We start from the raw sequence: 26,910 nt of genomic DNA, 5'->3' as shown, positions 1-26,910 counted from the left end.
GTGACACGGCGTAGAGCCGCACCGGTATGCAATTCTACGGGAGTCCGGGGGGAGCCGCAAACAGTAACCGCGGATTTGCGCGGGTTTTACGCCACATATGCGACGAGCGGACAGCCCGCCGCACCCGAGTCAGCGACCGGTCTACGGGTTCTATCCCACATATGTGGCAAGAAAACAACTCAGTGGGCGGCAGCGCGCCAGTTCTCCCCGTAGCCGAATCCCACAGAAAGCGGCACATCGAGCGCGACGGCGCCCTCCATGGCCTCACGTACGATCTCCTGCACGCATTCGCGCTCCCCCGGCGCAATCTCAAGCACGAGTTCGTCATGGACCTGTAGCAGAATACGCGACGTCAGTCGCTCCCGATCAAGATTGCGCGCCACCGAAACCATCGCCAGCTTGATGACATCGGCGGCAGAGCCCTGGATGGGGCATTAAGCGCCATTCGCTCCGCCGTCTCGCGGACCTGCCGGTTGGTGGAACTCAGCTCCGGCAGATAGCGCCGACGGCCGAGGATTGTCTCCGTGTACCCATCGCGGCGAGCTCTTTCCACAAGGGAGTCCAGGTATGCACGTACCTTTCCGAAGCGCGAGAAATAGTCATCCATCAGGCCCTGCGCTTCGGCGACGTCAATATGGAGCTGACGAGACAACCCGAAGGCCGACAAACCGTAGGCGAGCCCATAACTCATGGCTTTGATCTTCGAACGCTGCTCCGCAACGATCTCAGATTCGGGAACACCGAAGACACGCGAGGCCACATACGTGTGAAGGTCGGCTCCCTGGCGGAACGCGTCGATTAGCGCGCTGTCTCCGGAAAGCGAGGCCATCAGTCGCATCTCGATCTGCGAATAGTCCGCAGTGAGCAGACCGACATAGGGTGCCTCTGGGATGAAAGCCTCGCGTATCTGCCGACCCTCCTCGGTACGCGCGTGAATGTTCTGCAGATTGGGCTCGGTGGATGAAAGCCTACCCGTTGCGGCCACCGCCTGCTGATAGGTGGTATGAACCCGTCCATCATCGGCAATGGAGCGTTGCAGGCCCTCTACCGACTGCCGCAGCTTAATCGCGTCACGATGCTCAAGTAATGCGGCGAGGAAGGTCTGCCCCGCCACGGCCTGGTCGTCTTCTCGTAATGCGATCTTCGCTGCAAGTTCTGCCAGAGCATCCGCATTGGTCGTGTACCCGGACTTCGTCTTGCGGGTGGGCGGCAGACGTAGTTCATCGAACAGCACCGTCTGCAGTTGCTTGGGACTGGAGAGGTTCACTTCGTGGCCGATCGCCTCATACGCCACTCGCGCCGCGGTTTCGACGCGAGCATCAAAATCGATGTGTAGCGACTCCAGATACGGCTCGTCGACGGCGATCCCCGTCTGTTCCATCCGGAATAGCAACTCCGCTACGCCGAGCTCAAGGCGCTTCAGGTCGCCGTCTTCTCCGCGTTGCGCCAACATATTGCCCAGGGCATCGGACAGCGGGCGCACCGCAGCGGCCCGTACCGCTCCATCGCGTCGCGCGCCCTCCAGGCTAAAGAGGTCGCTATCGGCCCGTTCGCCGAAATCCGAGCCGAGATGCCTGAGCACAAGGTCTTCCAGATCGTACTCTCGCTGGTCCGGGTAGAGCAGATACGCCTGCAATAGAGTATCGGCCACAACGCCACAGATCTCGGCATTAAGCGCGGTCGCCAGAATGTGCCGTGCGCGCTTGGAATCGTGGAACGTTTTGTCTGCATCGCCGTCGCGCAACCAGTACGTCAGGGCCTGCGCATCATCCTCACCCAGCTCCTCGCTTTCCGCACACCACACCTCGCTATCGTGCCCCGCCACGGCGATCAACGCGCCTGCAGTGCCCGACTCGACGTAAACGCCGTAGTCGTCTCCCCGATGTGCCGTCAGCCAAGCGTCAAAACCACGCTCGCTGAGTTCAACGGCCAAGTCGAGCGAGTCACTCATGTGGGAGTCATCTCCATCTCGCGCGGGAAGCTCCTGCAGAACCCGCGTGCGCAGTCCGGTGAAGTCGAGCGTGTCGAAAAGCTCATGTACCGCTTGCCGATCCACACCGCGCGGTAGGAATTCGCTGAGATCCTCACCGATCGGCAAATCAGTCACCAAGTGGTTCAATTCCCGATTGGTCTGAACCTGGCCGATATGGCTGCGCAGCGATTCGCCGGCCTTTCCCTTGATCTCATCGGCATGCGCCAGAATGCCGATGAGGTCGCCGTACTCCTTGATCCACTTGGCCGCAGTCTTCGGCCCTACCCCCGGAACGCCGGGGAGATTGTCGGCGCTCTCTCCTACTAGTGCGGCGAGGTCCGAGTATTGCTCCGGACTCACCCCCGTTTTCCGCACAATTCCCACCGGGTCGAGTTCCTGCATCTCCGAGCGCGGCATCGGGTACAGCACGCTGCATTGCTCTCCGACGAGTTGGAAGGAGTCTTTATCGCCCGAAGCGATGTACACGCGCATATCTGCGGCGCGGCCCTTGGTGGCCAGCGTGGCGATAATGTCGTCAGCCTCGAAGTCGTTTACCGTGAGCCAGCGGATCCCCAGAACATCAAGTGTCTCCTGAATGAGTTCTATCTGTCCGATGAACTCCTCTGGCGTCTTCGCGCGACCACCCTTGTACTCGGGATAGCGACGCGTACGGAACGTTCCTCCCGGCAAATCGAAAGCCACCGCTACGTGGGTGGGCTTATGATCCGCGAGGATCTTTAGCAGGGTTGAGGTGAAGCCGTAAACTGCATTGGTATAGCGGCCGTTTGCGGTGCGGAAGCTTTCTGCACGCAAGGCGTAGAAAGCGCGGAATGCGATGGAGTGGCCATCGACGAGCAGCAGCGTGTTCACACAGATAAGCCTACGGCAGGAAGCCGGTTGGGGTATCCAACGCGTACTATCATCCCATGAGTGACAACCTGTTCTTACACGATCTGGGCGCCTTGGCGAACACGATGGGTGTCGAGTTGATCGAGGCAACACCACGCCAGGTACGTATGCGCCTACCTGTGGCGGGAAACACCCAGCCCATCGGACTGCTACACGGCGGCGCTAATGGCGTGTTAATCGAACATGCCGGTTCAATCCTCGCCAGCTTTCACGCGCCCAAAGGGCGTATTCCGGTGGGGACCGAACTCTCCGTCAGCCAACTTCGCTCAGCGCTGACAGGCCATGTCACCGCGACTGCAACCGTGTTATCGGAAGGACGCTCGAGCTTCTGTGCTCAGGTACATGTGCGCGACGACACCGGAGTTCTGACGGCGGCTGGGCGTCTCACCGCAGTGTACGTCAGGCGTCCCTCCGCTTAGCGAACCGGCGCAGGAAGAATCTATCGCGACGTCCAAAAGGCGAGGGGCCGGGGTCGTATACCCCAGCCCCTCGCCTTGGCTCAATGCGGTTAGTCTTTGCCACCGACCTGGTCGATGACGGCATCCGCCACCTCACGCATGGTCAGACGCCGATCCATCGAGGTCTTTTGGATCCATCGAAATGCTTCCGGCTCCGTGAGCCCCATACGCGCCTGCAACAGGCCCTTCGCACGGTCGACCCTCTTACGGGTCTCGAACTGTTCGGTCAGGCTTGCGACTTCACCTTCCAACGCCTCGATCTCCTGACTGCGCGAGACAGCGATCTCAACCGCCGGAATGAGTTCCGCAGGAGTGAAAGGCTTGACAACGTAAGCCATAGCGCCCGCATCGCGTGCCCGCTCAACCAACTCGCTCTGCGAGAACGCCGTGAGCATAACAATCGCGCATCGGCGATCCTGCAGGATGCGATCAGCCGCGGTAATGCCATCCATCCCGGGCATCTTGACATCCATAACGATTAATTCAGGCTCAAGTTCGTCGGCAAGTTCAATGGCCGTCTCGCCATCGCCGGCCTGCCCGACCACCTCGTATCCTGCATCCTCAAGCGTTTCGACGATATCGAGCCGGATCAACGCCTCATCCTCGACGACGAGCGCGCGGACGCGCTGCCGCTGTGCCTCGGCGGACTGTGATTCCGTTACCTCATCTTCTGCCATGCTGTCACTGTCTCCTTTGACGGGCGCCATCTATTGGACTGTTTCATAATAACGCCTCCAACCGGCGAATCATAGATCTTCGCAGGTCACGCCCGTTTCTTACCTTTCTTTCCTCGGTCGCAGGACCGCTAACCATGCCTGTGCTCCCGGCGGGACTCGAACCCGCACGCTTTGAAGGCGCCGCATTTTGAGTGCGGTGTGTCTGCCAATTCCACCACGGGAGCAATAGCCTAGCCGCGACGCGGCAGGGTCTCACCCATCTTATGCACACGAATCGTATTCGTGGAACCGGAAACGCCGGCAGGCATTCCAGCGATGACGACGATACGTTCTCCGTCCTCAGCCAATTCCATTTCGCGCAACAAGTGGTCAACCTGGGCCACCATGTCGTCCGTATGCTTGACATGCGGAACAGTAAACGTTTCGATGCCCCATGTCAATGCGAGCTGGTTACGCACGCGCGGATCTGGTGTGAACACGAGCAACGGAAGTCGTGAGCGCAGACGTGCCACTCGCCGGGCGGTTTGGCCCGACTCGGTGAACACGACGATATAGGCGACGCCAAGTGATTCACCGATTTCGACGGCGGCGCGCGTGAGTACACCGTTGCGCGTCTTATGCAGATTACCTAGCAAGGGAATCTGCTCCATGCCATGTTCCTCGGCCCACTCAATGATATTCGCCATAGTCTGTACGCATTCAATCGGGTACAAACCAACGGAGGTTTCACCGGAGAGCATAACCGCGTCTGCGCCGTCGATAATCGCATTCGCGCAGTCTGAAGCCTCCGCGCGAGTCGGGCGCGGATTCTGGATCATCGACTCCAGAACCTGTGTCGCAACGATCACCGGCTTAGAACGCTTGCGTGCCAGATCAATGGCCCGCTTCTGCATGATCGGCACCTGCTCGAGCGGAACCTCCACTCCCAGATCGCCTCGCGCCACCATGATCCCGTCAAAAGCTCGAATAATACCATCGAGATTCGCCACGGCCTGCGGTTTCTCAATCTTGGCGATAACCGGCAGCCGTACACCCACCTGATCCATGATCTCGTGAACATCGTCAATATCCGCAGGAGAACGCACGAACGACAGGGCGATGACATCCGCGCCTATTCTCAGCGCCCACTTGAGATCCTCCCGGTCCTTCGCGGAAAGCGCCGGGACCGACACCGCTACACCGGGAAGATTAATCCCTTGTGATCCGACACCCGCCCCGCGACTTCGATTGTGGTGTGTACGCGCGGCCCATCGATGCCGGTCACACGCGCCGCTACCTTTCCATCGTCGATCAGGATGCTATCGCCGGGATGGCAATCTCCGGGCAGCCCCTTGAACGTTGTCGAGGCGAGTTCCTTTGTACCGGGAACATCCTCGGTCGTAATGGTAAAGCTGTCGCCGACGCCGAGGTCAACCGGACCGTCCGGGAACGTGCCCAGACGAATCTTCGGACCTTGTAGATCAACGAGTACCGCGATCGCCTTGCCTGTAGTCTCCGCCGCCTTGCGTACGCGCGCGATCCGCTCTTCGTGTTCTTCGTGCGAACCATGCGACGCATTGATACGCGCAACATTCATCCCCGCTTCAGCCAGCTCGAGGATTCTTTCCTGAGTGTCGGTGGCCGGGCCGAGAGTGCAGACAATCTTCGCTCTACGCATGGCACAAATTCTACCCGAGGGGCGTGCGAAGAAGACTAGGCGCCTTGGTTGCGCTGACCACAATAGTGACTGTCGGTCAAGAGCGCGGCGCATGTCGTAACGCGCTCCCCTGGTCCGCTATGCCGCGCATATCCGCGCAAGGCACAGTCAGGCGGGGCTACTCCCAGCCTGATCGGCCCCGGCGCAGGCCGAATCCTGCGCATCGCTGAGCGCGCAGTCATCTTCGCCATCGGCGGAGGTGTCCTCCCGTCGGGATGTTCACCTCCGTCGGGATCCTCACCGTCGACGTCGTCCTGCACGTCATTTTCGTCTTCTGCGCGGTCCTGATCGGAGTCTTCTCGGGAGGGGTCCTTACCGGCACGCCAAATGTCGTTGGCATCCGGGTGCTCCCGATAGCGGCGACGCAGCAAAACCAGCGCAATCAAACCACCGAGGAAGACGACAATTGCCGTCCACACGTTCAGCCGCAATCCAAGGATGTGGTGCGCGGTGTCGATGCGTAGAGTCTCGATCCACATCCGCCCGGCCGTGTACACCATGACATAGGCGGCAAACAGCTGACCCGCCACCAGGTTGAAGCGCCGTTCCAGCCACAGTAGAACGAGCGCTCCGGCGAGGCACCACAATAGTTCGTAAAGGAAGGTCGGGTGGAAAGTCGCCTCCGTCGCGTATCCCGCTACCCGATGCGTGCTATCCACCTCCAGAGCCCACGGTACGTCGGTGGGCCTACCGTAAAGCTCCTGGTTGAAGTAGTTACCGATTCTTCCCACGGCCTGCGCCACCAGCAATCCGGGCGCCAATGCGTCCGCAACCGGTGCTAGGCGAAGGCCGAGCCGCCGACAGGCGAGGTACACACCCACACCGCCGAGTGTAATTGCACCCCAGATGCCCAGGCCACCCTCCCAGATATAGAGGGCTCTGATCGGGTTACGACCCGGCCCGAAATACAGCTGGCTATCCGTAACCACATGGTAGATCCTCGCCCGAGGATTCCGAAGATAACCGCCCACATTGCGATATCTACCGTGGCCTCGCTGGGTCCGCCCTTTGCTCGATAGCGACGGTCGAGGATATACCAGGCCAGAAGGATACCGATGATAATCGCGATAGCGTATGCCCGAATCGGGACTGGGCCGATATACCAGACAGAATCCGCTGGCGACGGGATGGATAGAGGAACCACTACGCCTGCTCCTTAAAATGGTCGGTTTACCTCAAGCTGGCGTCAGCGTTATCCATGCGCTCCAGCGGCCAAAGACTCCGCCGTCTCACGCAGGGCCTTCACCCCGGCATCTCGGTCGGAATCCAACAGGCAACGGACCAAGGCCGAGCCAACGATGACACCGTCCGCATACGATGCCACGTCCCGCGCCTGTGTCGGGGTAGACACGCCGATACCCACACAGACACGCTCAGCTCCTGCGGCGCGCGTACGCGATACCAGCTGCCGGGCCCGATGATCCAAAGTTGTGCGTTCCCCCGTCACACCCATGGTCGAGGCGGCGTAGACGAACCCGCGCGAAGCTGCCGCTGTCCGAGCCAAACGGTCATCCCGAGACGAGGGTGCTACCAGGAATACGCGATCTAGATCGTAGGATTCGGCGGCGGCAGTCCAATCCCCCGCCTCATCGGGGATTAGATCGGGCGTAATGAGGCCAGCTCCCCCGGCCTGCGCCAAATCGGCTGCGAATCGGTCTACTCCGCGCTTGAACACCGGGTTGTAGTACGTCATGACGAGGACGGTGACACCGGTTAGCGCTACCTGCTCAACCGCACGGAATACATCATCGACTCGGAAGCCCCATCGAGAGCCCGCTGCGCGGCAACCTGGATTGTGCCGCCGTCCATTGTCGGATCTGAATAGGGCAGGCCAAGCTCAATGATATCTGCACCGGCAGCGGCTAATTCGCGCGCGGCACGCACGCTGCCGTCGAAGTCCGGAAAGCCCACGGGCAGATAGCCGATAAAGGCGGCCTGCCCCGCTGCGCGTCGCGCGTCGATTACATTGGCAGTACTCACTGCAAGCCTCCCCTACCGTCGATCCCGAAATAGCTCATTGCGGTTTCTACGTCTTTATCACCACGCCCGGACAGGCACACCAAGATGATGGGCGCCGTATCGCCGAGCTCGGCCGCCTCGCGCCCCAACGCCAATGCGCCGGCCAACGCGTGTGATGACTCGATCGCCGGAATGATGCCCTCTTCACGGCAGAGCAGACGGAACGCCTCCATGGCGTCGTCGTCGTTAATCGGCCGGTACTCGGCGCGCCCTATGGAGGAGAGCCATGCATGCTCCGGTCCGACTCCCGGATAATCCAGCCCTGCCGATATCGAGTGCGATTCGATGGTCTGGCCGTCGTCGTCCTGCAGCATATAAGAACGCGATCCTTGGAATACTCCGAGGCTGCCACCGTTGATCGAGGCGGCCGTTCGCCCCGTTTCCACGCCGTCCCCTCCGGCCTCCAGACCGACAAGGCGCACTGCCGGGTCATCGAGAAACGCGTTGAACGTGCCAATGGCGTTGGATCCACCGCCTACGCAGGCACACACGATATCGGGCAGCCGTCCGGTCAACTCCAAAACCTGCGCCCGGGCCTCTTCGCCTATCACCTTCTGAAGGTCGCGCACCAACTCGGGGAAGGGATGTGGACCGGCAGCGGTGCCGAACACGTAGTTCGTGGTCTCGACATTGGTAACCCAGTCGCGGAACGCCTCGTTAATCGCGTCCTTGAGAGTCTGGGAACCGGCTGTCACCCCCACGACGCGGGTGCCGAGCAGTTCCATTCTGGCAACGTTCAGCGCCTGCCTGCGCACGTCTTCCGCGCCCATATAGACGGTGCATTCCAGACCGAGCAGCGCCGCTGCGGTTGCGGTGGCAACTCCGTGTTGGCCAGCACCGGTCTCCGCGATAATTCGCGTCTTCCCCAGTGCCTTGGTCAGGAGGGCCTGGCCGAGCACGTTATTGATCTTGTGTGAACCCGTGTGGTTGAGGTCCTCGCGCTTCAAAATCACACGAGCCTGGCCGGCATGCTGCGAGAAGCGCGGAACCTCCGTGATAATAGAAGGCCGCCCGGCATACGTCCGGTTTAGACGATCCAACTCCTCCCGGAATTGCGCGTTGTTTCGCAGACGCGACCAGGCTTCGGCCACCTCATCTAACGCAGCGATCAGAGCCTCCGGCACATAGCGTCCGCCGAAGTCACCGAAATACGGGCCCGACGCGGCCCCAAGAGATTCTCTGTCACGCTTATCGCTCCATCGCATCGAGGGAAGGATGCTGCCCCACGGCCACCATGTCGCGCACCGCGGCGCTGGGACTCCCGCTGGTCACAAGTGCTTCGCCCACAAGAACCGCATCGGCTCCCGAACGAGCATAGTCAAGAACGTCTTGCGGTCCGCGCACACCGGATTCCGCAACCCGGACCACATGGTCCGGCAGGATGTCAACGACTTGATCGAAAACGGAACGATTGACCTCCAGTGTCTTCAGATCCCTGGCGTTCACGCCAATCACCCGTGCTCCCGCCCCGAGTGCCCGGCGTGCCTCCTCTCGATCATGGGCCTCCACCAACGCCGTCATACCAAGCGAGTGAATACGTTCCACGTAGGAGGTCAGCACGGTCTGCTCCAAGGCCGCCACAATCAGCAACACCGCGTCCGCACCGTGCGCCCGGGCCTCCCATATCTGATATGGCGACACGATGAAATCCTTGCGCAACACGGGAATATCCACGCGTGCCCGCACGGCATCAAGGTCCTCCAAACTGCCATGAAAACGCCGTTCCTCGGTGAGGACCGAAATGGCGGAGGCACCGCCGTCCTGGTACTCACCGGCAAGTGTCGCCGGATCGGCAATCTCCGCCAAGCGGCCCCGCGACGGGCTCGATCTTTTACATTCGGCAATAATGGCGACATTCCGGTGAACCCCGCCGCGTAATGCGGCTTCCGCATCGATGGCACCGGGGATACGGGAGGCGCGTTCCTTGAGCTGGTCGAGGCTGACGTCGGCCTGCCTACGTGCGACATCCTCTCGTACCCCAGCGATGATCTCATCAAGTACGCTCATCTTCCACCGTCCTTCCGGAATCCCACTCTAGCCTGATCGTGGCCCGTGCCGCTTATCCGCCCACCGGACACAATGCGCCGGCAATCTGAATGGCACGCACCGCAGCGGCAGCCTTGTTGCGAGTCTCCACGAATTCGGTCTGTGGAACCGAATCCGCCACGATGCCCGCTCCCGCCTGCACACTTGCCTTCCCAGCGGCAAGAACAGCGGTGCGAATCGCGATTGCCAGATCCGCGTTCCCACAAAAGTCGAAATAGCCGACGACGCCGCCATAAATGCCACGCCGGGCCGGCTCCAGTGCGTCAATAATCTCGATGGCGCGCGGTTTAGGAGCTCCCGATAACGTGCCGGCTGGGAACGTCGCCCGTAGGCAGTCGACCGAGTTATAACCAGATGCCAGTCGTCCGGAAACCGTGGATGAAATATGCATGATATGACTGAAACGTTTGATCTCCATGAGTTCCTGGACTTCAACCGTTCCCGGTACACAGACCTTGGCAAGGTCATTTCGAGCCAGATCCACCAACATGACGTGCTCGGAGAGTTCCTTTGGATCGGCAAGGAGTTCTTGCGCCAGGTGTTGATCTTCTTCCCAATCGGCTCCGCGCGGCCGCGAACCTGCAATGGGGAAGGAGGTCAGGTGACCGTTGTCCAGCCGCATGAGTGTTTCCGGAGATGACCCCACGACGGCGAAGTCCCCACCTGCGCCGTCGTCCAAGCGTAGGCAGTACATATAGGGGCTTGGGTTGATTGTTCGCAACACCCGGTACACATCAAGTGCATCGGCAGGGCAGTCAATATCGGCCCGCTGGGAGAGCACGACTTGGAACACCTCGCCGTCGCGAATCGCCTCCTTCCCCGCGAAAACTGCGGCCTCAAACCTAGGCTGGGGAGTGCGCAACTGTGGCTGCGATTCCGCCACCTCCCCACGTCGCAGTGCGTGCATGGACTCGGGAGATTGCAGGCCCGTCTCCATCGCTGCGAGCCTCGCCACGGCATCCTCATACGCCTCTGCGGTGCCGGAGGGCCGGTTATTCGCGTTGATCGCGTTAGCGATGAGCCACACGGTTCCGTCGCGGTGGTCGACAGCCACCAGGTCAGTAGTCAAGCACATGACGGAGTCGGGGGTGCCGAGTTCACGGGGTGCCTGGCGGCGCAGTCGCGGCTCCCAGTCGAATAATGTATCCCAGCCCAGCGCGCCGACCAGGCCCCGGTCAATGGGGCAGGCCCCCAATAGCCGCTCCTTCCAACTCTTCCAATGCGGAAGCCAGCAGCTGCGTCGTCGTGCCCGACGGCGCAAGACCGACCGGGACCTCTCCCTTCCATTCTGCGTGTCCCTGTGTGGCCACCAATTGCGCCATGGAACGCACTCCGATGAAGGACCAGCGTCCCCAGGTCCCGTCGTGTTCGGCCGATTCAAGGATGAAGGTTCCACTACCGCTTGCCAACCGCCGGTAGATGCCCAGCGGGGCCGCGTCATCGAGCAGCAGCTTCTCCACGACAGGTATCACCCGCCGCGTGCTTGCCAATTCCAAGAAATGATCTCGCGAGGGCCAGATCTCACCCAACTCGAGGTGATGCGGGCCGGGCGAGGCGTTTGCAGGAGTCATTGTTCCCCCTCAATCAAACCGGTGATCGGCAGGTCCCCTCCCGCATCGAAACAGCTTCGTGTTCCCGTATGGCAGGCGGCCCCCACCTGGATGACATCCACAAGCACACAGTCGCCGTCGCAGTCGAGCTGAACACGACGTACCAGTTGAATATGCCCGGAGGTATCTCCCTTACGCCAGTATTCCTGCCGCGACCGGGACCAGAACCACACTCTACCGCTGGTCAGTGTGCGAGCGAGGGCGACCTCATTCATATACCCGACCATTAGAACATCGTGGCCGGTGGCATCGCGGATCACTGCGGGTAACAGGCCAGCCGCGTCGAACCTGACGCGGGAGGCGATGCGGCTGGGAAGCACGTCTTCCATCAACGCACCTCGAATCCGCTGGTACGTAAGGCGGCCTTGACCTGCGAAATTGTGAGCGTGCCGAAGTGAAACACGGATGCCGCCAGTACGGCATCGGCCCCAGCGCGGGCGGCCGCCACAAAGTCCTCCACCCGACCGGCTCCGCCCGAGGCGATAAGCGGTATGCTCACACACTCGCGAACGGCGGTTGTCATCTCGATGTCGAAGCCTCCTTCGGTACCATCGGCGTCCATAGAGTTCAGCAGGATCTCACCCGCGCCCAGCTCTTGGCCGCGGTGCGCCCACTCCAATCCGTCAATCCCGGTTCCCTGCCGCCCGGCATGTGTTGTCACCTCGTACCCGGACGGCGTTTGAGTGTCACCCGTCACCCGCCGCATATCAAGTGAAAGTACGACGACCTGACTTCCGAATTGGTCGGCGATCTCCGTAATCAGTTCCGGGCGCGCGACTGCGGCGCTGTTGATTTCAATCTTGTCCGCCCCCGCTTCCAATAACGACCGTACGTCCGCAACGCTGCGAATGCCACCGCCCACCGTCAGCGGGACGAACACCTCGTCGGCCGTACGCCGTACAACATCCACCATAGTTCCGCGGCCCTCTTTGGTGGCAGAGACATCCAAAAAAGTGATCTCGTCTGCACCGTCGCGGTTGTAGGCGTTGGCAAGCTCCACCGGATCGCCCGCATCGCGCAGATTCCGGAAGTTCACACCCTTCACCACACGCCCGCCGGACACGTCGAGACAGGGTATGACCCGAATCGCTACCGCCATGGTGCTCCTCTCGCTACACAATCATGACATCCCGGACAACGACCAAGCCTACCGCGGATACAGTAAGGACATGATACCGGTGACCGCTGCAACCGCGATTCGAGATATCACGGCGGAAGTTATCGCGCTGAGTACGACACAGCGCCGCTGTATCACCGTCGGCATCGACGGCCACTCCGGCGCAGGCAAAACGACTTTTGCGCGGCATCTCGCCGCATCTCTGCGCAGCTCAGTTGACGCGCTCGCAGTTGCCGAAGTGGAAGACTTCATCCCCGGCTGGCAAGGTCTGATGGCCGGGGTCCAGAACGTCGCAACCGAGCTATTGACGCCGCTGCGTCGGAACGGCTGGGCCGATGTGCGGCGCTGGGATTGGAACGCTATGCGCTGGGATTCCCATGTTCGCATTCCCGCTGTGGGAACGTGCCGTCTCTTTTTACTTGTGGGGTCGGGAGCCAGCAGCGCCGCCTGTGCTCCACTGCTGGATCGCACGGTATGGATCGAATGCGACGAGGCGGAACGACGGCGCCGCGTCGATGTGCGTGAAGGAGAGTCGTCCGAGTCGTGGTGGAGTATCTGGCGCCGCCAGGAAAATGCACTTCTGGCACAGCGTGACTCGCCGCGTTTGGCGGACTGGGGGGTAGACGGAAAGCCCTGAACCAGAGGCCGCTCTCGCTTGCAGGCACCGCCGACTTCCACCCTGCAAGGCGCGCAACTCCCAGCACGCTGGGCCGTCCTGACGCTCGGTCGACCGGCCTCGAGGCAGGCCGCGCTCGAAGCGCACCCTTATTCGGCGTCGCCGTCAAGAACCGCGAGAATATCGACCACAGCGACTCGGTCTCCCTCTCCTGCGGCCAGAGAACTGGGGATCAGCACAACCACGCGGGATCCCACTCGCTGATCTACCAGTCCTGTCTGCAGGCCCTCCATCACCGAGTTCAGATCCACGGCCACAGGGCCCGTTCCATTCCACGTGGTGTCGATAAGCGTACCGTTGCCGTCGACAACCGAATACTGCAGTGCCAGCTCATCGCCGACAGACACCTGCGAACCGGTGCCGGTAACGACTCGCACAACCGAGAGCTCCGGAACCTCCCCGCCTCCGGCCGTAATGGCCGGGCCTCCCCCGTCGCCGCGTTCGATTGTCGGCATGCCACTGGGGGCAGGATCGGGCAATTCCTCTACCTCGCCATACGCCGTCGTGTACAGCACATCGACGACGACGATCTCAACCGCGCTCTCGTCATCGCGTACCAGTCCCGGCCTTTCAACGATGAGCCGACTACCCTCACTGCGGCCGATGACTTGGTCCGCCAAATCGCCCAGGCCCTGTTTGTTCGCCGTTGTTAGGCGAACGGTTCCCGTTTCGTAGCCGGATACCACCCTGCCGCTGCGGGAATCGAACGAAGTGGCGCGCAGCAGCACCGGCGAATCCTCGGTGACCTCTTGACCGTCGCCCTGTGTGATTACCACCGTAGTCACCGCCTTAACGGCGATGGTGCCGTCAATGGTGATACTGACCGGAGCACCAAAATCCCCGGTGACCCGCACGGATCCCTCCCCCTTGGGACTCTGGCATCCGGATAGAACCATCATGCAGACGGCGAGGATGGCAAGGAATCGGTGGCGTGCGATCATCATTCCGCAATCTGCGCCATGAGTTCATCCGCGCGTGCATCAACCGTCGCAAACGGATCTTTCAAAACCACACTGCGGGTTCCCTGCGCCTCCAACAACCGCAGATTCATCCAGTCGGCCATATAGTCCCGCCGGTGCGCCTGCGCGGCGCGAATAAACTCTCCACGGATTCTCGCGCGAGTGGTCTGCGGCGGCATCTTCATCGCCTTCTCCGCCGCGTGCGCGGGCAGTAGCGTTCGTAGCAGACCCGATTGCTCCATGGTTGCCCGCAGGCCACGGTCCGTGATGTCGTGGTAGGCGAGGTCGAGACGAGCAATACGTGCATCCTCCAGCGTCAGTCCGCTCCGATCACAGTAGCGCCGCAGCAGAGACAATTTGGCTGCCCAATCAATTTCCGTGGCAATACTCGCCGGATCCTGCGCCTCCACCGCGTCGAGAGCTCGTCCCCACAAATCGAATAGGTACCGGCGCGTGGCATCAAGCTCCGCCAGGTACCCTTTGCGTTCGAAATGCTGCAGGACGGCGTCGCGCATGCGGCGTTGAATCTCCAACGGCGTGGCCGTACCTCCCGCCGCCAATTCGAGCGGAACGCGGCCGGTGAGATCCTCACTCGTGGCGCGAATCGCCCGCATGGGGTCTGCCAGGGTCAGATTCGGCAGGATTCCACCGTCCTCAATCATGATGAGAAGAGCCTCGGTCGCAGCCATTTTGAGTGCAGTGGTTGCTTGGGCGATATTCGAGTCACCAACAATCACGTGCATACGGCGGTATAGCTCCGCGTCGCCATGAGGCTCGTCCCGCGTATTGATCATCGGACGCGAGCGCGTAGAAGCCGATGAAATCGCATCCCACATCTGATCGGCACGCTGTGAGAACTCGAACGTCACCCGGCCATCCTCTCGGCGCAAGTGGCCCGCCCCCACCACGATTTGGCGTGTCACAAAGTACGGAAGCATGGACGAAATGCGAGTTCGGAAATCCGAGCGACGTCGGACCAAGTAGTTCTCGTGGCAGCCGAAGGAGTTTCCCTCGGCGTCATTATTGTTCTTGAACAGGTGTATACGCCCCGGAATGCCCTGATTGGCCAGATGCTCGTTCGCCCGTGCGGCAAGATCCGCAAATAGAAGCTCACCGGCACGGTCATTTGCCAGGAGGTCTACCAATACGTCGCATTCCGCCGTGGCATATTCGGGATGTGCGCCCACATCGAGGTAGAGGCGTCCTCCGTTCGCTAGGAAACTGTTTGTTGACCTTCCCATGGCGATGATCGGGGCGAATAATTCTTGGGCCGCCTGCTCCGGATCGAGTGGAGGCGCAGCGCCCTGTGTATGAGCACAGGTCAAACCATATTCGGTTTCTATGCCCATAACTCGCCGCGGAATCACTGACCGCCCTTTTGTACAAAACCCTGAACAAAGGCGGATGCGTTCTGCTCCAGAACGGAGTCAATCTCATCGAGCAGGGAATCAACCTCGCTGCTCGTGGTGGAAACCTGTACCTGCGGTAGTTCCGTCTCTGTTTGTTCCTCAACCGTTCTCCTCGGCTGTGCGAACTCCTGTTGTGACATTCTTTCCTCCTTACACAGTCGTATGCCGCTCAGCGGCTTGTCAGTCCGGTGAGGAATTCCTCCACCGTGCTCGCATTATCAAGAATCTGCCCGACCAGCGCCCTGGTGGCCCGATCCGGATGAATGGTCGGAATACGAACCAGCTCACCCGCATCAAGAACGACGCCGTCCCAGCCCGCTGCGGCCACACGCCCCGGAAAACGCGCAATCAGTCCGCCGCGCAGGAAGGCCCGTGTGCTCTCGGGAGCCCGAGTCACGGCAGCGGAGACCTCGGCGGGACTGAAAAGCCGCTCCACCTTTCCCGCCGCGTCGAGTTTACGCACAATTGACCGCTCCGGGCGCAAGTCATGCCACTGTAAGTCAAACGCTCGCAGTTTGTCATCATCCCACCGCGCGTTGCTGCGCACACGCATGGATTCAAGCAGTTGGTACTTCGCCACCCACTCCACTCGTGACGCAGCGGCGAACATGTCACTTCGCAGAGTATCTATGGTCCATTGCCAGCGTTGCAGGATTTCGGCGGTGTCGAAGTCCGGTTCACCCCGCTTGGCAAGTTCTTCGCGTACAACATCCACGTATATCTGCTGAACATCCAGTGCGGTTTTCGTTGTTCCGTCGTGCATGTCAAGCACCGTACGTAACGTGGGATCGTGAGAAACCTGCCGGGTCTGGTCGACGGGGTTATCCACCAGCACCGAGTCGAGCCCAAGCGGTATATCACCGCTCTCCAGCAGCCACAACACCAACGACGTCGCACCGACCTTCAGCAGAGTCGAGGCATCGAAGAGATTGGCGTCCCCACCAATGACGTGTAAGCGGCGATAACGCGCCGCATCCGCATGTGGCTCGTCGCGTGTGTTGATGATGGGCCGATCAAAAGTAGTCTCTAAACCGACGTCGTTCTCGACGAAATCAGCACGCTGTGAGATCTGGAATCCGGGCTGCTCACTGCGTTGCCCGAGGCCAACGCGTCCGGCACCGCACAACACCGGCCGCGTAATGAAGAACGGCGTGAGGTAGCGGATGATATCCGCGAAGGGAACATCACGCCGGACGAGGTAATTCTCGTGCGCGCCATAGGATGCTCCCTTGCCGTCGGTGTTGTTCTTATAGACCACCACTTCGCCATCAAGTATCTCAATGCCCTCGGCCATCAGGTACTCGCCCGCCCTGTCCCATAGCACGGCCTCCCGCGGAGTGGCCGTTTCGGGTGAGGAGTACTCCGGATGTGCATGGTCGACGTAGAGCCGGGCTCCATTGGTTAGCACAGCGTTGGCCGCGCGCGGCCTGAGCAATTCGCTGCGCCGTTGCACATGTTCCAGCGGCACATCTCCCGAGGGCGCAAGCGACTCCGGATCATCGGTGAGTTGTGAGGGGTGCGCGGCGGCTCGTTCGATGCGATAGCCGCGCGCGTCGCTGAGTGGGTCTTCGCCATGGAAATCCCAGCGCACGGCACCGGCACCGCCGCTGGCTGCGGACTCGGCTCCGAGGGCATCGACGATGCGTGTGGACAACACAATCGGATTTGCCTGCAGATCGGCCGGGGCGAGAATCCCGAACTCGGTCTCCAAGCCGACGATACGGCGCGCGGTCATGAATTACTCCTTAGATCAGTCCCTCGGGCACAGTTTCACCCCACCTGTGTCCGGGATCGTCAGCCATCCCTTCTCCATCGCGCGTGGCCGGGGCGGCGTACCCGCCGCCGTCGATTCGGTGGTGACTTGCGCGCCGGAACCGGTCGGGCCATTCGTTTCGCGTGTGAGCAGCGCCCGCACATGAACAATACGTTCGCCCTGTCCACGGCCGTGTACACGCGCCCACTCGTCCGGATTCGCAATCGTCGCGAGTTCTTCGTTCTCGCGTACCTCCTGGTGCACTGCCTCCACCAGATGCTTCTTGCGCAATCCGCGCTCGCCGGTGGAGAGAAGGTCTTTAATCGCCAGTTTCTTCGCGCGATCCACGATTGCCGCCAACATGGCTCCGGAGACGAAGTCCGCGATATACAGCGTTTCACGGGTTCCATCGGCGTAGTGCACCTCGACGTACTCATTTTCGGGAGTACGCGCGTACAGCGTATCGACGGTGACGTGCCGCAGGCTCGCCGCTGCCTCACTCGCGGTGGGATAGGCCGCGCGCACCTCCTGGTGCAACGGCAACTCCTCGGTGAGGTACTTCGAAAGAATATCCAGACATCCGGCGTGATCGGGCCGCTCGATACGCACTTTCACATCAAGACGCCCCGGCCGCAGGATCGCCGGGTCGATCATGTCCTCCCGGTTGGAAGCGCCAATGACGATCACGTTGTCCAGTTTCTCAACGCCATCTACTTCCGCCAACAGCTGGGGGACCACAGTTGTTTCGACGTCGGAGGAGATGCCCGACCCACGTGTGCGGAAAAGTGCCTCCATCTCATCGAAGAAGATCACAACCGGGATACCGTGTGCCGCCCTGTCCCGCGCGCGTGAGAAGATCTCGCGAATCTGACGTTCCGTCTCGCCAACGTACTTATCGAGCAGCTGTGGTCCCTTGATATTAAGGAAATATGATCGCGCCGTCGCCGCACCGGTACGTTCGGCCGCATTGTGGGCCAACGAGGTAGCGACGGCCTTCGCGATCAGTGTCTTCCCGCAGCCGGGAGGCCCGTACAGCAGCACCCCTTTGGGCGGTTTGAGCCCATGTTCGCGGTACAGCTCGGGTTGCTCGAAGGGAAGCTCAACGCTGTCACGGATCTCCTCAATCTGCGGGCCGAGTCCACCAATATCCTCGTAGGAGACATCCGGCACCTCTTCCAGCAGCAGGTGCTCAACATCCGGCCTTTCGATGTGTTCTAGAATGAATCCGGAGCGCAAATCTGCCAGGACGGTATCGCCCACACGCAGGTGCTCTGCGTCCAGGCGCCCGGAGATACGCAGCACCCGCGAATCATCGGCATGAATCTTCACCAATGCACGCTGCGGATCGATAACCAGCTCCACCGTGACAACTGTGCCCGTATCTTCGTACCCGGCTGTATCCGTCACCACAAGCTGCTCATTCAACCGCAGCTCCTGCCCCGGACGCAGGGAGCCCAGCGGCAACGTGACCGCCGCGGCCAGATTCATCTTGCGCCCCGCAACCAGGGCATCAACAGAATGATCCTGTTCGTGTGCAGCGAGGAAGGTAGCAAACGATGCCGGTGGGCGCGCTAATGCATCGAGTTGTTCGGCCTGATCGCGGATACGATCCCGTGCGGCCACAAGCGATGCGGTCAGCCGCTGGTTCTTCTCTTCAAGAGAGACCAGTTGCTGCCGCACATCACGCAGTTCACTGGAGTCTGTCTGGGACATCGCAACCTTTCCTTCGCTACCGCTCAACTCTAGTGCCTAGGCCTGAGTCTCGCGTTCTTGCAGCTCACATTCGATACGGTCACGGATCTCGCGTCCGTGCCGACCGGGTATGGAGGTACCGGTCTCTTCCACATCGGCGCGATGCGCCACATCGCGCCGCACCCGACGTAGCTTTTTCGGCGAAATACCGCGTTCCGCCAGATCTTCCTGCCACACGAGCGGCTCCGCGTAGGCGGCTTTCGCCGGACGGCGCTTCGGTGTCAGTGGAGCGTTCTTCGGCGCCATGCGGCGGGCAACAGCGAGGAATCCTGTGTGCGCAATCATACGATGATCGGGCCGAACTGCCAGTCCCTCCAGGTGCCACGTGCGAACCAGAGTCTCTGAAGCGCTCGGCTCGGTGAAGCAGCCGCTCTCACGCAGCTCCTCCACAAAGCGCGACAGCTGCGTCGTCGTCGCCACGTACGCAAGTATCACGCCGCCCGGCCGCAGTGTATGCGCTGCGGCCGAGATAAGCTCCCAGGGTGCGAGCATATCCAGAATGACGTGATCGAATGTGCCCTCTGGCTGACTCGCGAGGATCTGCTCCGCCTCGCCTATTTCGATTGACCACTGTGTTGGTTGCAGGCCAAACCATGAGGAAACATTGCCGAACGCGATCTCGGCGAACTCGGGCCGCCGCTCCGCGGAGAGAACCTGGCCTTCATCCCCAACCGCAGCCAAAAGCGACAACGTCAGCGCCCCGGAGCCGAGGCCCGCTTCGAAAACGCGTGCTCCTGGGAACACATCCGCCAAATGCACGATTTGCGCCGCATCCTTCGGGTAAATAACGGTTGCCCCGCGCGGCATTGACAGCACGTAGTCGCTCACCAGCGGCCGCAGAGCGAGGAAACGCCGCCCTTCCTTAGTAGTCAGTACAGTTCCCTCTTCAGCACCGATGAGTTCACTGTGGCGAAAAGAACCGCGAGTTGATTGGAAGTAGCCGTCTTCCGTCAGCGAAATCGTGTACTGCCGCCCCTTGGGATCGGTCAGTTGTACCCTTTCACCCGCCCGGAAAGGGCCCCGACGGCGATCCGCATTGCGTCCAGTCATGGCTGCCATTGTAGAGGGTGCAGCGCGACCTTTAGGGAGCGGGACGGTGCGCACCGCGCGAGATCCACCGCATCCGACAGGTGCTGAGAATCCTGCTCGAGTACCCGCATGACCCGCGCAGTACCCGTCTATGTAGGAGATGAATGCTCATATGTAGGTCTTTGCACCATATGCTGACGAGTGCCCGGCGGCGGTTTACATTGGTGGTGTGGGGCTTCATCCCGGGTACGCCCCACATCATTGATTCATATAGCTTCGACGAGGAAGACACGGTGATGAAATGAATGACACGATGGCTGCAGTGCAGATGTACGCCCCCGGAGATATCCGCATGGAGCAGGTCGCCAAGCCACGGCCCGGTCCGGGTGAGGTTCTTATGAAGGTGGCCGCCTGTGGCGTATGCGGCTCGGATCTCGCCCGCATGTACAAAAAGGGGCCGCATAAGCTACCTCTGATCACCGGTCACGAGTTCTCCGCCTACGTGGAGGAACTGGGACCGGGAGTGAGCGGGCTGCAGGTCGGTGACCTGGTCACCGTTCCGCCGATGATTCCCTGTTTCGCGTGCGCTCCCTGCCTACAGGGGCAATTCTCGCTCTGTGAGAACTACGACTATTACGGCTCGCGACGCCATGGAGCCTATGCCCAGTACGTCGCAGGACCGGCGAATCTGCTTCTAAAGGTACCGACCGGTCTCGATGCGCGTGCCGCTGCGATGGTTGATCCCAGCGCGATTGCCCTTCACGCGATCCGACGCACAAAGATAACGGTTACCAGCCGGGTAGCCGTGTTGGGCGGTGGCGGGCCTATCGGTCTCTTCGCTATTCAGTGGGCACGCATTCTGGGAGCGGCAACGGTTGTTGCGGTAGATGTTTCGCAGGAAAAGGCGGAGTTGGCACGCCGCGCCGGCGCAGACGCGGCATATGCGAGCTTCGATGACTTGGAGTCTGCAACGGGCAGCGGCTTCGACGTCGTGGTGGAGACGACCGGTGTGGCCGCGATCGCTGATAGGGCCGTCGGTATCACCGCTCGGCACGGCGATGTCACGCTTATTGGCATCCCCAACGCCGCGGTAGAGATTTCGGAGCGCAATTGGGCCCGCCTGATGCGACTCGAGATTGATATCCATGGTTCCTGGAACTCCTTCGGCGCACCCTACCCAGGGCCGGAATGGACCGCGACACTGGAGCATTTGGCACGCGGATCCCTACAGTGGGAGTTCATGATTACCCACGAGGCGGGCTTGGAACGCGTCGATGAGTTAATTCGTGCCATGTACGAGCGCACGATCCACTCCTGCAAGGTGTTGTTTCTACCTAACGGCCGGAACCTGCCCACGAACTGAATGCGACAGGGAGGGTATCGGCGATGCGTGCGGGAAGTGCGGAACACGAGTACGCGATGGTTCGCGCCGCCGAACTGTATTACAAGGATGGCTTGTTGCAGTCGGAGGTAGCCGACCGATTGCGCGTGTCGCGATGGAAGGTGGGACGTCTCCTCGAGGAGGCACGTGCGCGTGGCCTCGTGGAGATTACGATTCACCACCCGACATCGCGGCGTGGCGACCTCGAATCCCAACTCGTCGACCGTTTCGGCTGCGCCGAGGCGGTGGTGGTGCAGAGCCAGGACACCAGCGCCGCCACCACGGCGCTGGTGGCACAGGCGTCGGCATCGTACCTGACGGAGATGCGTCCCCAGCCGCAAAGCATCGGCTTTTCCTGGGGACGCACCGTGGCTGCCATCGCCTCCGCACTTCCGGACAGGGCCTTCATCGGCGCGGATCTTCTCCAACTCAATGGCGGTGCTCCCTCGGTGGACGGCACGGTTGATGCGGCGAGCATCCTGCGATTGGTCGCGGCGAAGTCTCGGCAAGCGCGAACGCGACTCCTTCCCGTACCCGCTATCGTCAGTGATCGCGAGTTGGCCAGAAGGCTCTGCTACGACCACGCGATCGCTGACACCCTCAAGCTCGCTACCAGTTGTGACGTCGCGGTATTTTCACTCGGGCCCTTTCTCCGGGTTCGGTACTCGTTCGCAGCGGTGCGTTGACCGATGAGGAGCAGCTTGAGCTTCAGCGTTCGGGCGCGGTTGGGGACGTGCTCGGACATTACATCGACCGGTCGGGGCGAGTGGTCGATCTCGAACTCGACTCGCGCACAATTGCGCTTGCACTCGATCAGATCGGTGGCATCCGGCACGCCATTGCGGTAGCGGTGGGAGCCGAAAAGAGCGAGGTCACATACGCCGCGCTATACGCCGGTCTCTGCTCGGTTCTGATCACCGAATCGGCCATTGCCGAAAATGTCCTCGGCATGTCACAGACCTAGTACCGCAAGGCCCACCGCGAGGCCGCAGGCGGTAATCCGGATCACGCCGCATTCGGTACCGCCGGGGCCTTTCTCTCGACGCCCGGCGTTCGACGACGTCGGCGCACACTCCCGCACATGAACTGCACGTAGCGGCATGGCGCGGCTCACTCGACTCCCGCTGCGGGAGTCCACTGCATCCGGCCCGCGATGCGAAGCCTCTCTTGGCACACAGCGGGTCTCTCTTTATACACAAGGAAGGCAAAGACAATGAGCGAACAATATGTTATCGGCATCGACTTCGGCACACTGTCCGGTCGTGCCACCGTCGTCCGCGTAAGCGACGGCAAGGAACTCGGCTCGGCCGTTCGCGAATATCCTCACGGGGTGATGGATGAACGGCTCACCGCCGCAGACAACCGGGAGCTACCCCCTGACTTCGCACTCCAGGTACCCTCCGACTATTTGACGGTGCTGGCCCACGTGGTACCCGCGGCTCTGCGGGAGGCGCACGTCGATGCGGCGCAGGTTATCGGGATCGGAACGGATTTCACGTCGGCGACAATGATTCCCACTACCGCCGACGGGACTCCGCTCTGCCAGTTGCCCGAGTTTGCCAACGAACCCCATGCCTACGCGAAACTTTGGAAGCATCATGGTGCCACCGAACAGGCAGAGCGGTGTATCGCCGTCGCACGGCAGCGTGAAGAGACATGGTTGGCCCGTTATGGCGGACGCATATCCTCCGAATTCGTCATTCCGAAGGCACTGGAGACGTTGGAGAAGGCTCCTGCCGTATACAGTGCGGCGGCCTACTACATCGAAGCGGTTGATTGGATCGTATGGCAACTGTGCGGCAGGCTCATCCACTGCGCCGCTAGTGCGGGATATAAGGCGCTTTTCCAGGACGGACGCTTTCCGAGCCGCGACTACTTCGCGGCGTTGAACCCCGACTTCGCGGACTTCATCTCCGAGAAGTTCGATGCACCCGTGTTGCAACTCGGGGAGCGCGCGGGAGGCTTAAGTGCGCCAATGGCGGCGTTGACGGGTCTACCGGAAGGAATCGCGGTGGCGGTCGGACAAATCGATGCACACGTGACCGCGCCAGCCGCACAAGCCATAGCACCCGGGCAAATGACCGCGATCATGGGTACGTCGAATGTCTATATCGTCAATGGTGAGACGGCCCGCGATATTCCGGGAGTCTTCGGTATTACCGCGGGAGGAATCTCGGCTGGACTGTGGGGGTACGAGGGCGGCCAGTCCGGTGTGGGCGACATCTTCGGCTGGGTGGTGGATAACATCGTTCCCGCCGACTATCGCGCACAGGCCGATCACCGCGGTATCTCTGTGCACACCCTACTGACCGAGAAAGCCGCCGGTCAGGCCATTGGAGAGCATGGACTCATCGCTTTGGATTGGCACAACGGCAACCGTTCGATCCTCAATGACGGCAATCTGTCCGGCGCGTTGATCGGGATGAGTCTGACAACACGGGCCGAGGACATTTACCGCGCCTACCTGGAAGCAACGGCATTCGGCCTGCGCGTCATCATCGAGAACTTCGCCGCTCACGGCGTCCGCATCACCGAGATCGTCGCCGCCGGTGGCCTATTGAAGAATGAATTCCTCATGCAACTGTATGCGGATGTCACACGAATCCCACTATCCATTTCCGGCTCCGGGCTGGCGAGTTCCCTCGGCGCCGCAATCCTCGGCGCCGTCGCCGCCGGTGCCTACCCGGATGTCTACCAGGCCAGTGCCGCCATGGGAACGAAGGTTCCCCATGCGTATACGCCCAACGAGGAGGCAGCCGCGCAATACGACCGTCTCTACCGCGAGTATCTGGAACTACATGACTATTTCGGGCGTGGCGGCAATCCGGTGATGCATTCGCTTAAGGCGTTGCAGCGCGAAGTGCACCACGAATCGCTGCCCGAAGGCGATGCGGTGTAATTCTGTCGGAGCCGCGCGGTACCGTTGGAGGCATGACAACGCATGCCGCCCTCTCTCCCTCGCGGACCAAGGATTTCCGGCAATGTCCGCTGCTTTTCCGCTTGCGGGCTATTGACCGAATGCCGGAAGCCCCGTCATTGGAGGCGCTGCGCGGTACTCTCGTACATTCTGTGTTGGAGCATCTGTTTGATGCGCCGGCCAGGGACCGTACCGAAGAGACCGCGCAGCAGCTTCTCCACTCGTGTTGGCAGCAACATCTCGAAAAACGCCCCGTCGACGCCGAACTCTTCGAATCAGACCGCCAGCGGCAGGAATGGTTGGAATCGGCGAGCGTGCTCGTGGACAACTATTTCCGGATGGAAACACCGAGTTTTCTTGAGCCTGCGGCGCGTGAGACCTTTGTCAACGCCCGTTTGAAGTCCGGCCTCGCCATCCGCGGATTATCGACCGCGTTGACCGGGCTGCCGATGGTGCACTGCGCGTCGTCGATTATAAGACGGGCAAATCACCGGCGCCGCGTTTCCAGGACGGCGCAATTTTCCAGATGCGTTTCTACGCGGCGGCGCTCTACTTATCACGTGGCACGCTTCCGGTGCGCACACAGCTGATCTTTCTGAAGGATGGGCGCACGCTCACCTACGATCCGGTCGCCGAAGATGTCGACTCGCTGGCACAGGAATTGGATTCGGTCTGGTCGGCAATCGAAGAGCGTCTCGACACCGGAGAATTTGAGCCGCGTACCAGCCGTCTGTGCGACTGGTGCCATTTCAAGGAATTCTGCCCCGCCTTCGGCGGCATGCCACCGCAGATGAATGCGGAAGGTGCCAGTCACCTGCGCACCGCCCATAGCTAGCGCACCGCAACTAGTGCGAAACAGTCATGCATCGCGCGTGCCCCCGCATCACGCTCCGCCCTCCCCGGACGGCACCCGGTCCTCGCTCAAGGCAGCAACCGCGGCGTCGAACTCCTCTTCCACCTCGGGAGGTGGCGTTCCCAAACGTGAAACGCACCCGGCGGCCAACAGATTGCCGACGAAGCCGGGGATGATCTCATAAAGGTCAAAAATATTGCCCGGTCCGCCGGAGATATTGCCCCATATCATCACCAGTACCGCACCGGTCACCATACCGGCTGCCGCTCCGGCGGAGGTCAGCTTCTTCCAATAAAGGCTGAGCAGGACTGTAGGACCGAACGAGGCTCCGAAGCCGGCCCAGGCGAAGGCCACCAGAGCCAAAATGGTGTTGTTGCGCTCCCACGCCATGACCGCGGCGACCACTGCAACACCGAGTACCGCCATGCGTGAGTACATAACGAGACGATTAGTCGATGGGTTCTTATGGGTGATCGACCGGTAGAGGTCTTCCACCAGTGCCGATGACGTCACCAGTAACTGCGAGGCTATCGTGGACATAATCGCTGCCAGAATTGCGGCCAGCATGAAGCCGGCGATCACCGGGTGAAAAAGCAACTGACCCAGGGCGATGAACACCGCTTCCGAATCGGCGAGTTCGCCCTTGTCATGTTGGTAAACGGCAACTCCAACAATGGCAGTAAAAGCCGCCCCAATGACTGCGAGCAGCATCCATCCAATGCCGATCCGCCGCCCCGCCTTCGCCTCGCCGGGTGTCCTGATTGCCATGAAACGCACGATGATATGCGGTTGACCGAAGTACCCCAAGCCCCATCCGAGCGCGGAAACGATTCCCAACACGGAGGCGCCGCCACCCAACATCGTCCAATATCCCGGATCCACCTTACTGACGGTGTTGACCACAGCACCCCAACCGCCGACGTGGATAATGCCCACCACGGGCACCATGATCAGCGCACTCACCATCATGATGCCCTGCACGAAGTCCGTGTAGGAGACTGCGAGGAAGCCGCCAACCAAGGTGTAAATGACGGTAATGCCCGCCACCAGCGTCACGCCGAGCCGATAATCCAGGCCGAAGGATGACTCGAAGAATTTGCCGCCTGACACCATATTCGCGGATACATAGAAGGTGAAGTACACCAGGATGATCAGGCCGGACGCCCAGCGCAGCAGGTGGCGGGAGTCATGCAGACGATTGTCGAAGAAACTCGGGACGGTGATTGAGTTCCGCGCGACTTCGGTGTACGTGCGCAGACGCGGGGCGACATAGCGCCAGTTCAGCCAGGCACCTATAGTCAATCCGATTGCTATCCACAGTTCGATCAAACCGCTGGCATACAGTGCTCCCGGCAACCCCATAAGCAGCCAACCGCTCATATCGGAAGCACCCGCGCTCAGTGCTGCGACCGCCGGGTTCAAGCCCCGCCCTGCAAGCATATAGTCGTCCATATCGTCGGTACGCCCGTAAGCCCACCAGCCGATCACAATCATCGCCACGAAATAGATGATCATGGCTATTGCTTGAAAGGTGGAATCACTCATTGGGCCCCTCGGAACTGACACTGCAAACCGTAGACTACCGGCCGAGCCTTCCCCCTCGGGCGCGAGGCCGTCAAATGGGCAGCCGCAAATCCACCGCGATGCGAGCCAACGCTCGATCCCTTAAGTTGCTCA

21 protein-coding genes, 1 tRNA gene and 5 pseudogenes are annotated in these 26,910 nt (G+C 61.0%); 8 read left to right on the top strand and 19 right to left on the bottom strand.

Going from position 1 to position 26,910, the window contains the following annotated elements:
* Positions 1-179 precede the first annotated feature (179 nt).
* Positions 180-2,842 (bottom strand): annotated as a pseudogene (gene polA / locus DDD63_RS05910) (DNA polymerase I).
* Positions 2,843-2,898: 56 nt separating this feature from the next.
* On the opposite strand from polA, the gene DDD63_RS05905 reads away from it, so the two are divergent.
* Complete coding sequence (locus DDD63_RS05905; protein WP_108715589.1) at positions 2,899-3,300, top strand: PaaI family thioesterase; 402 nt, start codon at positions 2,899-2,901, stop codon at positions 3,298-3,300.
* A gap of 89 nt (positions 3,301-3,389) precedes the next feature.
* Here DDD63_RS05905 and DDD63_RS05900 read toward each other — a convergent pair whose 3' ends face one another.
* The 11 genes and pseudogenes from DDD63_RS05900 to hisF all read right to left on the bottom strand — a co-directional run bounded on the left by DDD63_RS05900 (position 3,390) and on the right by hisF (position 12,486).
* Entirely contained in the window at positions 3,390-4,016 is a 627-nt protein-coding gene (locus DDD63_RS05900; protein WP_108715588.1) for a response regulator, read from the bottom strand.
* Positions 4,017-4,157: 141 nt separating this feature from the next.
* A tRNA-Leu gene (locus tag DDD63_RS05895) sits at positions 4,158-4,240 on the bottom strand.
* Between the two features lie 6 nt (positions 4,241-4,246).
* Positions 4,247-5,673, bottom strand: a pseudogene (gene pyk / locus DDD63_RS05890) (pyruvate kinase).
* Between the two features lie 35 nt (positions 5,674-5,708).
* Positions 5,709-6,856 (bottom strand): annotated as a pseudogene (lgt, locus tag DDD63_RS05885) (prolipoprotein diacylglyceryl transferase).
* A 48-nt stretch (positions 6,857-6,904) separates the two neighbouring features.
* Positions 6,905-7,623: pseudogene (trpA, locus tag DDD63_RS05880) on the bottom strand (tryptophan synthase subunit alpha).
* A 65-nt stretch (positions 7,624-7,688) separates the two neighbouring features.
* A complete protein-coding gene (gene trpB / locus DDD63_RS05875) occupies positions 7,689-8,936 on the bottom strand; it encodes a tryptophan synthase subunit beta (protein WP_108715587.1) in 1,248 nt (415 codons plus the stop codon).
* Positions 8,920-9,738 (bottom strand): indole-3-glycerol phosphate synthase TrpC, encoded by an 819-nt coding sequence (trpC, locus tag DDD63_RS05870; protein ID WP_108715586.1) that lies wholly within the window; start codon positions 9,736-9,738, stop codon positions 8,920-8,922. Before trpC ends, trpB begins: the two co-directional genes overlap by 17 nt.
* 52 nt (positions 9,739-9,790) lie before the next feature.
* The gene (locus DDD63_RS13170) at positions 9,791-10,972 is read right to left on the bottom strand and encodes a chorismate-binding protein (RefSeq protein ID WP_346426240.1); all 1,182 of its coding nucleotides are present in this window, start codon (positions 10,970-10,972) and stop codon (positions 9,791-9,793) included.
* Positions 10,953-11,348: a hypothetical protein gene (locus tag DDD63_RS13355; protein WP_346426239.1), complete on the bottom strand. Its 396-nt coding sequence runs from the start codon at positions 11,346-11,348 to the stop codon at positions 10,953-10,955. Before DDD63_RS13355 ends, DDD63_RS13170 begins: the two co-directional genes overlap by 20 nt.
* A complete protein-coding gene (gene hisI / locus DDD63_RS05860; protein WP_108715585.1) occupies positions 11,345-11,716 on the bottom strand; it encodes a phosphoribosyl-AMP cyclohydrolase in 372 nt (123 codons plus the stop codon). Before hisI ends, DDD63_RS13355 begins: the two co-directional genes overlap by 4 nt.
* Positions 11,716-12,486: an imidazole glycerol phosphate synthase subunit HisF gene (hisF, locus tag DDD63_RS05855; protein WP_108715584.1), complete on the bottom strand. Its 771-nt coding sequence runs from the start codon at positions 12,484-12,486 to the stop codon at positions 11,716-11,718. The genes hisI and hisF overlap by 1 nt, the downstream gene beginning before the upstream one ends.
* Between hisF and DDD63_RS05850 the strand changes: the two genes are divergently transcribed.
* On the top strand, positions 12,464-13,141 hold the full coding sequence (locus tag DDD63_RS05850; RefSeq protein ID WP_125482447.1) for a hypothetical protein: 678 nt from the start codon (positions 12,464-12,466) through the stop codon (positions 13,139-13,141). The genes hisF and DDD63_RS05850 overlap by 23 nt on opposite strands.
* 128 nt (positions 13,142-13,269) lie before the next feature.
* Here the strand turns inward: DDD63_RS05850 and DDD63_RS05845 are convergent, their stop codons facing one another.
* Genes DDD63_RS05845 through DDD63_RS05820 form a run of 6 tightly spaced genes read right to left on the bottom strand, consistent with a single transcriptional unit; the run spans position 13,270 to position 20,103 of the window.
* Positions 13,270-14,124 (bottom strand): FKBP-type peptidyl-prolyl cis-trans isomerase, encoded by an 855-nt coding sequence (locus DDD63_RS05845; RefSeq protein ID WP_125482446.1) that lies wholly within the window; start codon positions 14,122-14,124, stop codon positions 13,270-13,272.
* Complete coding sequence (gene pafA / locus DDD63_RS05840; RefSeq protein WP_108715581.1) at positions 14,121-15,488, bottom strand: Pup--protein ligase; 1,368 nt, start codon at positions 15,486-15,488, stop codon at positions 14,121-14,123. Before pafA ends, DDD63_RS05845 begins: the two co-directional genes overlap by 4 nt.
* Before the next feature lie 14 nt (positions 15,489-15,502).
* The gene (locus tag DDD63_RS05835) at positions 15,503-15,688 is read right to left on the bottom strand and encodes a ubiquitin-like protein Pup (RefSeq protein WP_108715580.1); all 186 of its coding nucleotides are present in this window, start codon (positions 15,686-15,688) and stop codon (positions 15,503-15,505) included.
* Positions 15,689-15,717: 29 nt separating this feature from the next.
* On the bottom strand, positions 15,718-17,283 hold the full coding sequence (gene dop / locus DDD63_RS05830; RefSeq protein ID WP_108715579.1) for a depupylase/deamidase Dop: 1,566 nt from the start codon (positions 17,281-17,283) through the stop codon (positions 15,718-15,720).
* Between the two features lie 15 nt (positions 17,284-17,298).
* Positions 17,299-19,014: a proteasome ATPase gene (gene arc, locus DDD63_RS05825; protein WP_108715578.1), complete on the bottom strand. Its 1,716-nt coding sequence runs from the start codon at positions 19,012-19,014 to the stop codon at positions 17,299-17,301.
* 36 nt (positions 19,015-19,050) lie between these two features.
* A complete protein-coding gene (locus DDD63_RS05820) occupies positions 19,051-20,103 on the bottom strand; it encodes a tRNA (adenine-N1)-methyltransferase (protein ID WP_108715577.1) in 1,053 nt (350 codons plus the stop codon).
* 280 nt (positions 20,104-20,383) lie between these two features.
* Between DDD63_RS05820 and DDD63_RS05815 the strand changes: the two genes are divergently transcribed.
* From DDD63_RS05815 to DDD63_RS13155, 6 genes and pseudogenes are all read left to right on the top strand, one after another.
* Positions 20,384-21,445: a galactitol-1-phosphate 5-dehydrogenase gene (locus DDD63_RS05815; RefSeq protein ID WP_108715576.1), complete on the top strand. Its 1,062-nt coding sequence runs from the start codon at positions 20,384-20,386 to the stop codon at positions 21,443-21,445.
* 23 nt (positions 21,446-21,468) lie between these two features.
* A complete protein-coding gene (locus DDD63_RS05810; RefSeq protein ID WP_108715575.1) occupies positions 21,469-22,149 on the top strand; it encodes a sugar-binding domain-containing protein in 681 nt (226 codons plus the stop codon).
* Positions 22,146-22,427, top strand: a complete 282-nt coding sequence (locus tag DDD63_RS13165) for a sugar-binding domain-containing protein (RefSeq protein ID WP_164505469.1) — start codon at positions 22,146-22,148, stop codon at positions 22,425-22,427. The genes DDD63_RS05810 and DDD63_RS13165 overlap by 4 nt, the downstream gene beginning before the upstream one ends.
* Positions 22,428-22,676: 249 nt before the next feature.
* Positions 22,677-24,362: a ribulokinase gene (locus DDD63_RS05800; RefSeq protein ID WP_108715573.1), complete on the top strand. Its 1,686-nt coding sequence runs from the start codon at positions 22,677-22,679 to the stop codon at positions 24,360-24,362.
* Between the two features lie 32 nt (positions 24,363-24,394).
* Positions 24,395-24,670: pseudogene (locus DDD63_RS13160) on the top strand (PD-(D/E)XK nuclease family protein); the annotation flags it as partial.
* A 131-nt stretch (positions 24,671-24,801) separates the two neighbouring features.
* Positions 24,802-25,215 carry a PD-(D/E)XK nuclease family protein gene (locus tag DDD63_RS13155; protein ID WP_346426246.1) on the top strand — a complete coding sequence of 138 codons (414 nt, stop codon included), beginning with the start codon at positions 24,802-24,804 and terminating at the stop codon, positions 25,213-25,215.
* Positions 25,216-25,263: 48 nt separating this feature from the next.
* Here the strand turns inward: DDD63_RS13155 and putP are convergent, their stop codons facing one another.
* Positions 25,264-26,778 (bottom strand): sodium/proline symporter PutP, encoded by a 1,515-nt coding sequence (putP, locus tag DDD63_RS05790; protein WP_108715572.1) that lies wholly within the window; start codon positions 26,776-26,778, stop codon positions 25,264-25,266.
* Positions 26,779-26,910 lie beyond the last annotated feature (132 nt).

Source organism: Actinobaculum sp. 313, assembly GCF_003073475.1.
In the GTDB taxonomy this organism is placed as follows: Bacteria; Actinomycetota; Actinomycetes; order Actinomycetales; family Actinomycetaceae; genus Asp313.
The sequence above is the reverse complement of the archived record's forward strand: the minus strand, read 5'-3'. Positions and strand labels throughout refer to the sequence as shown.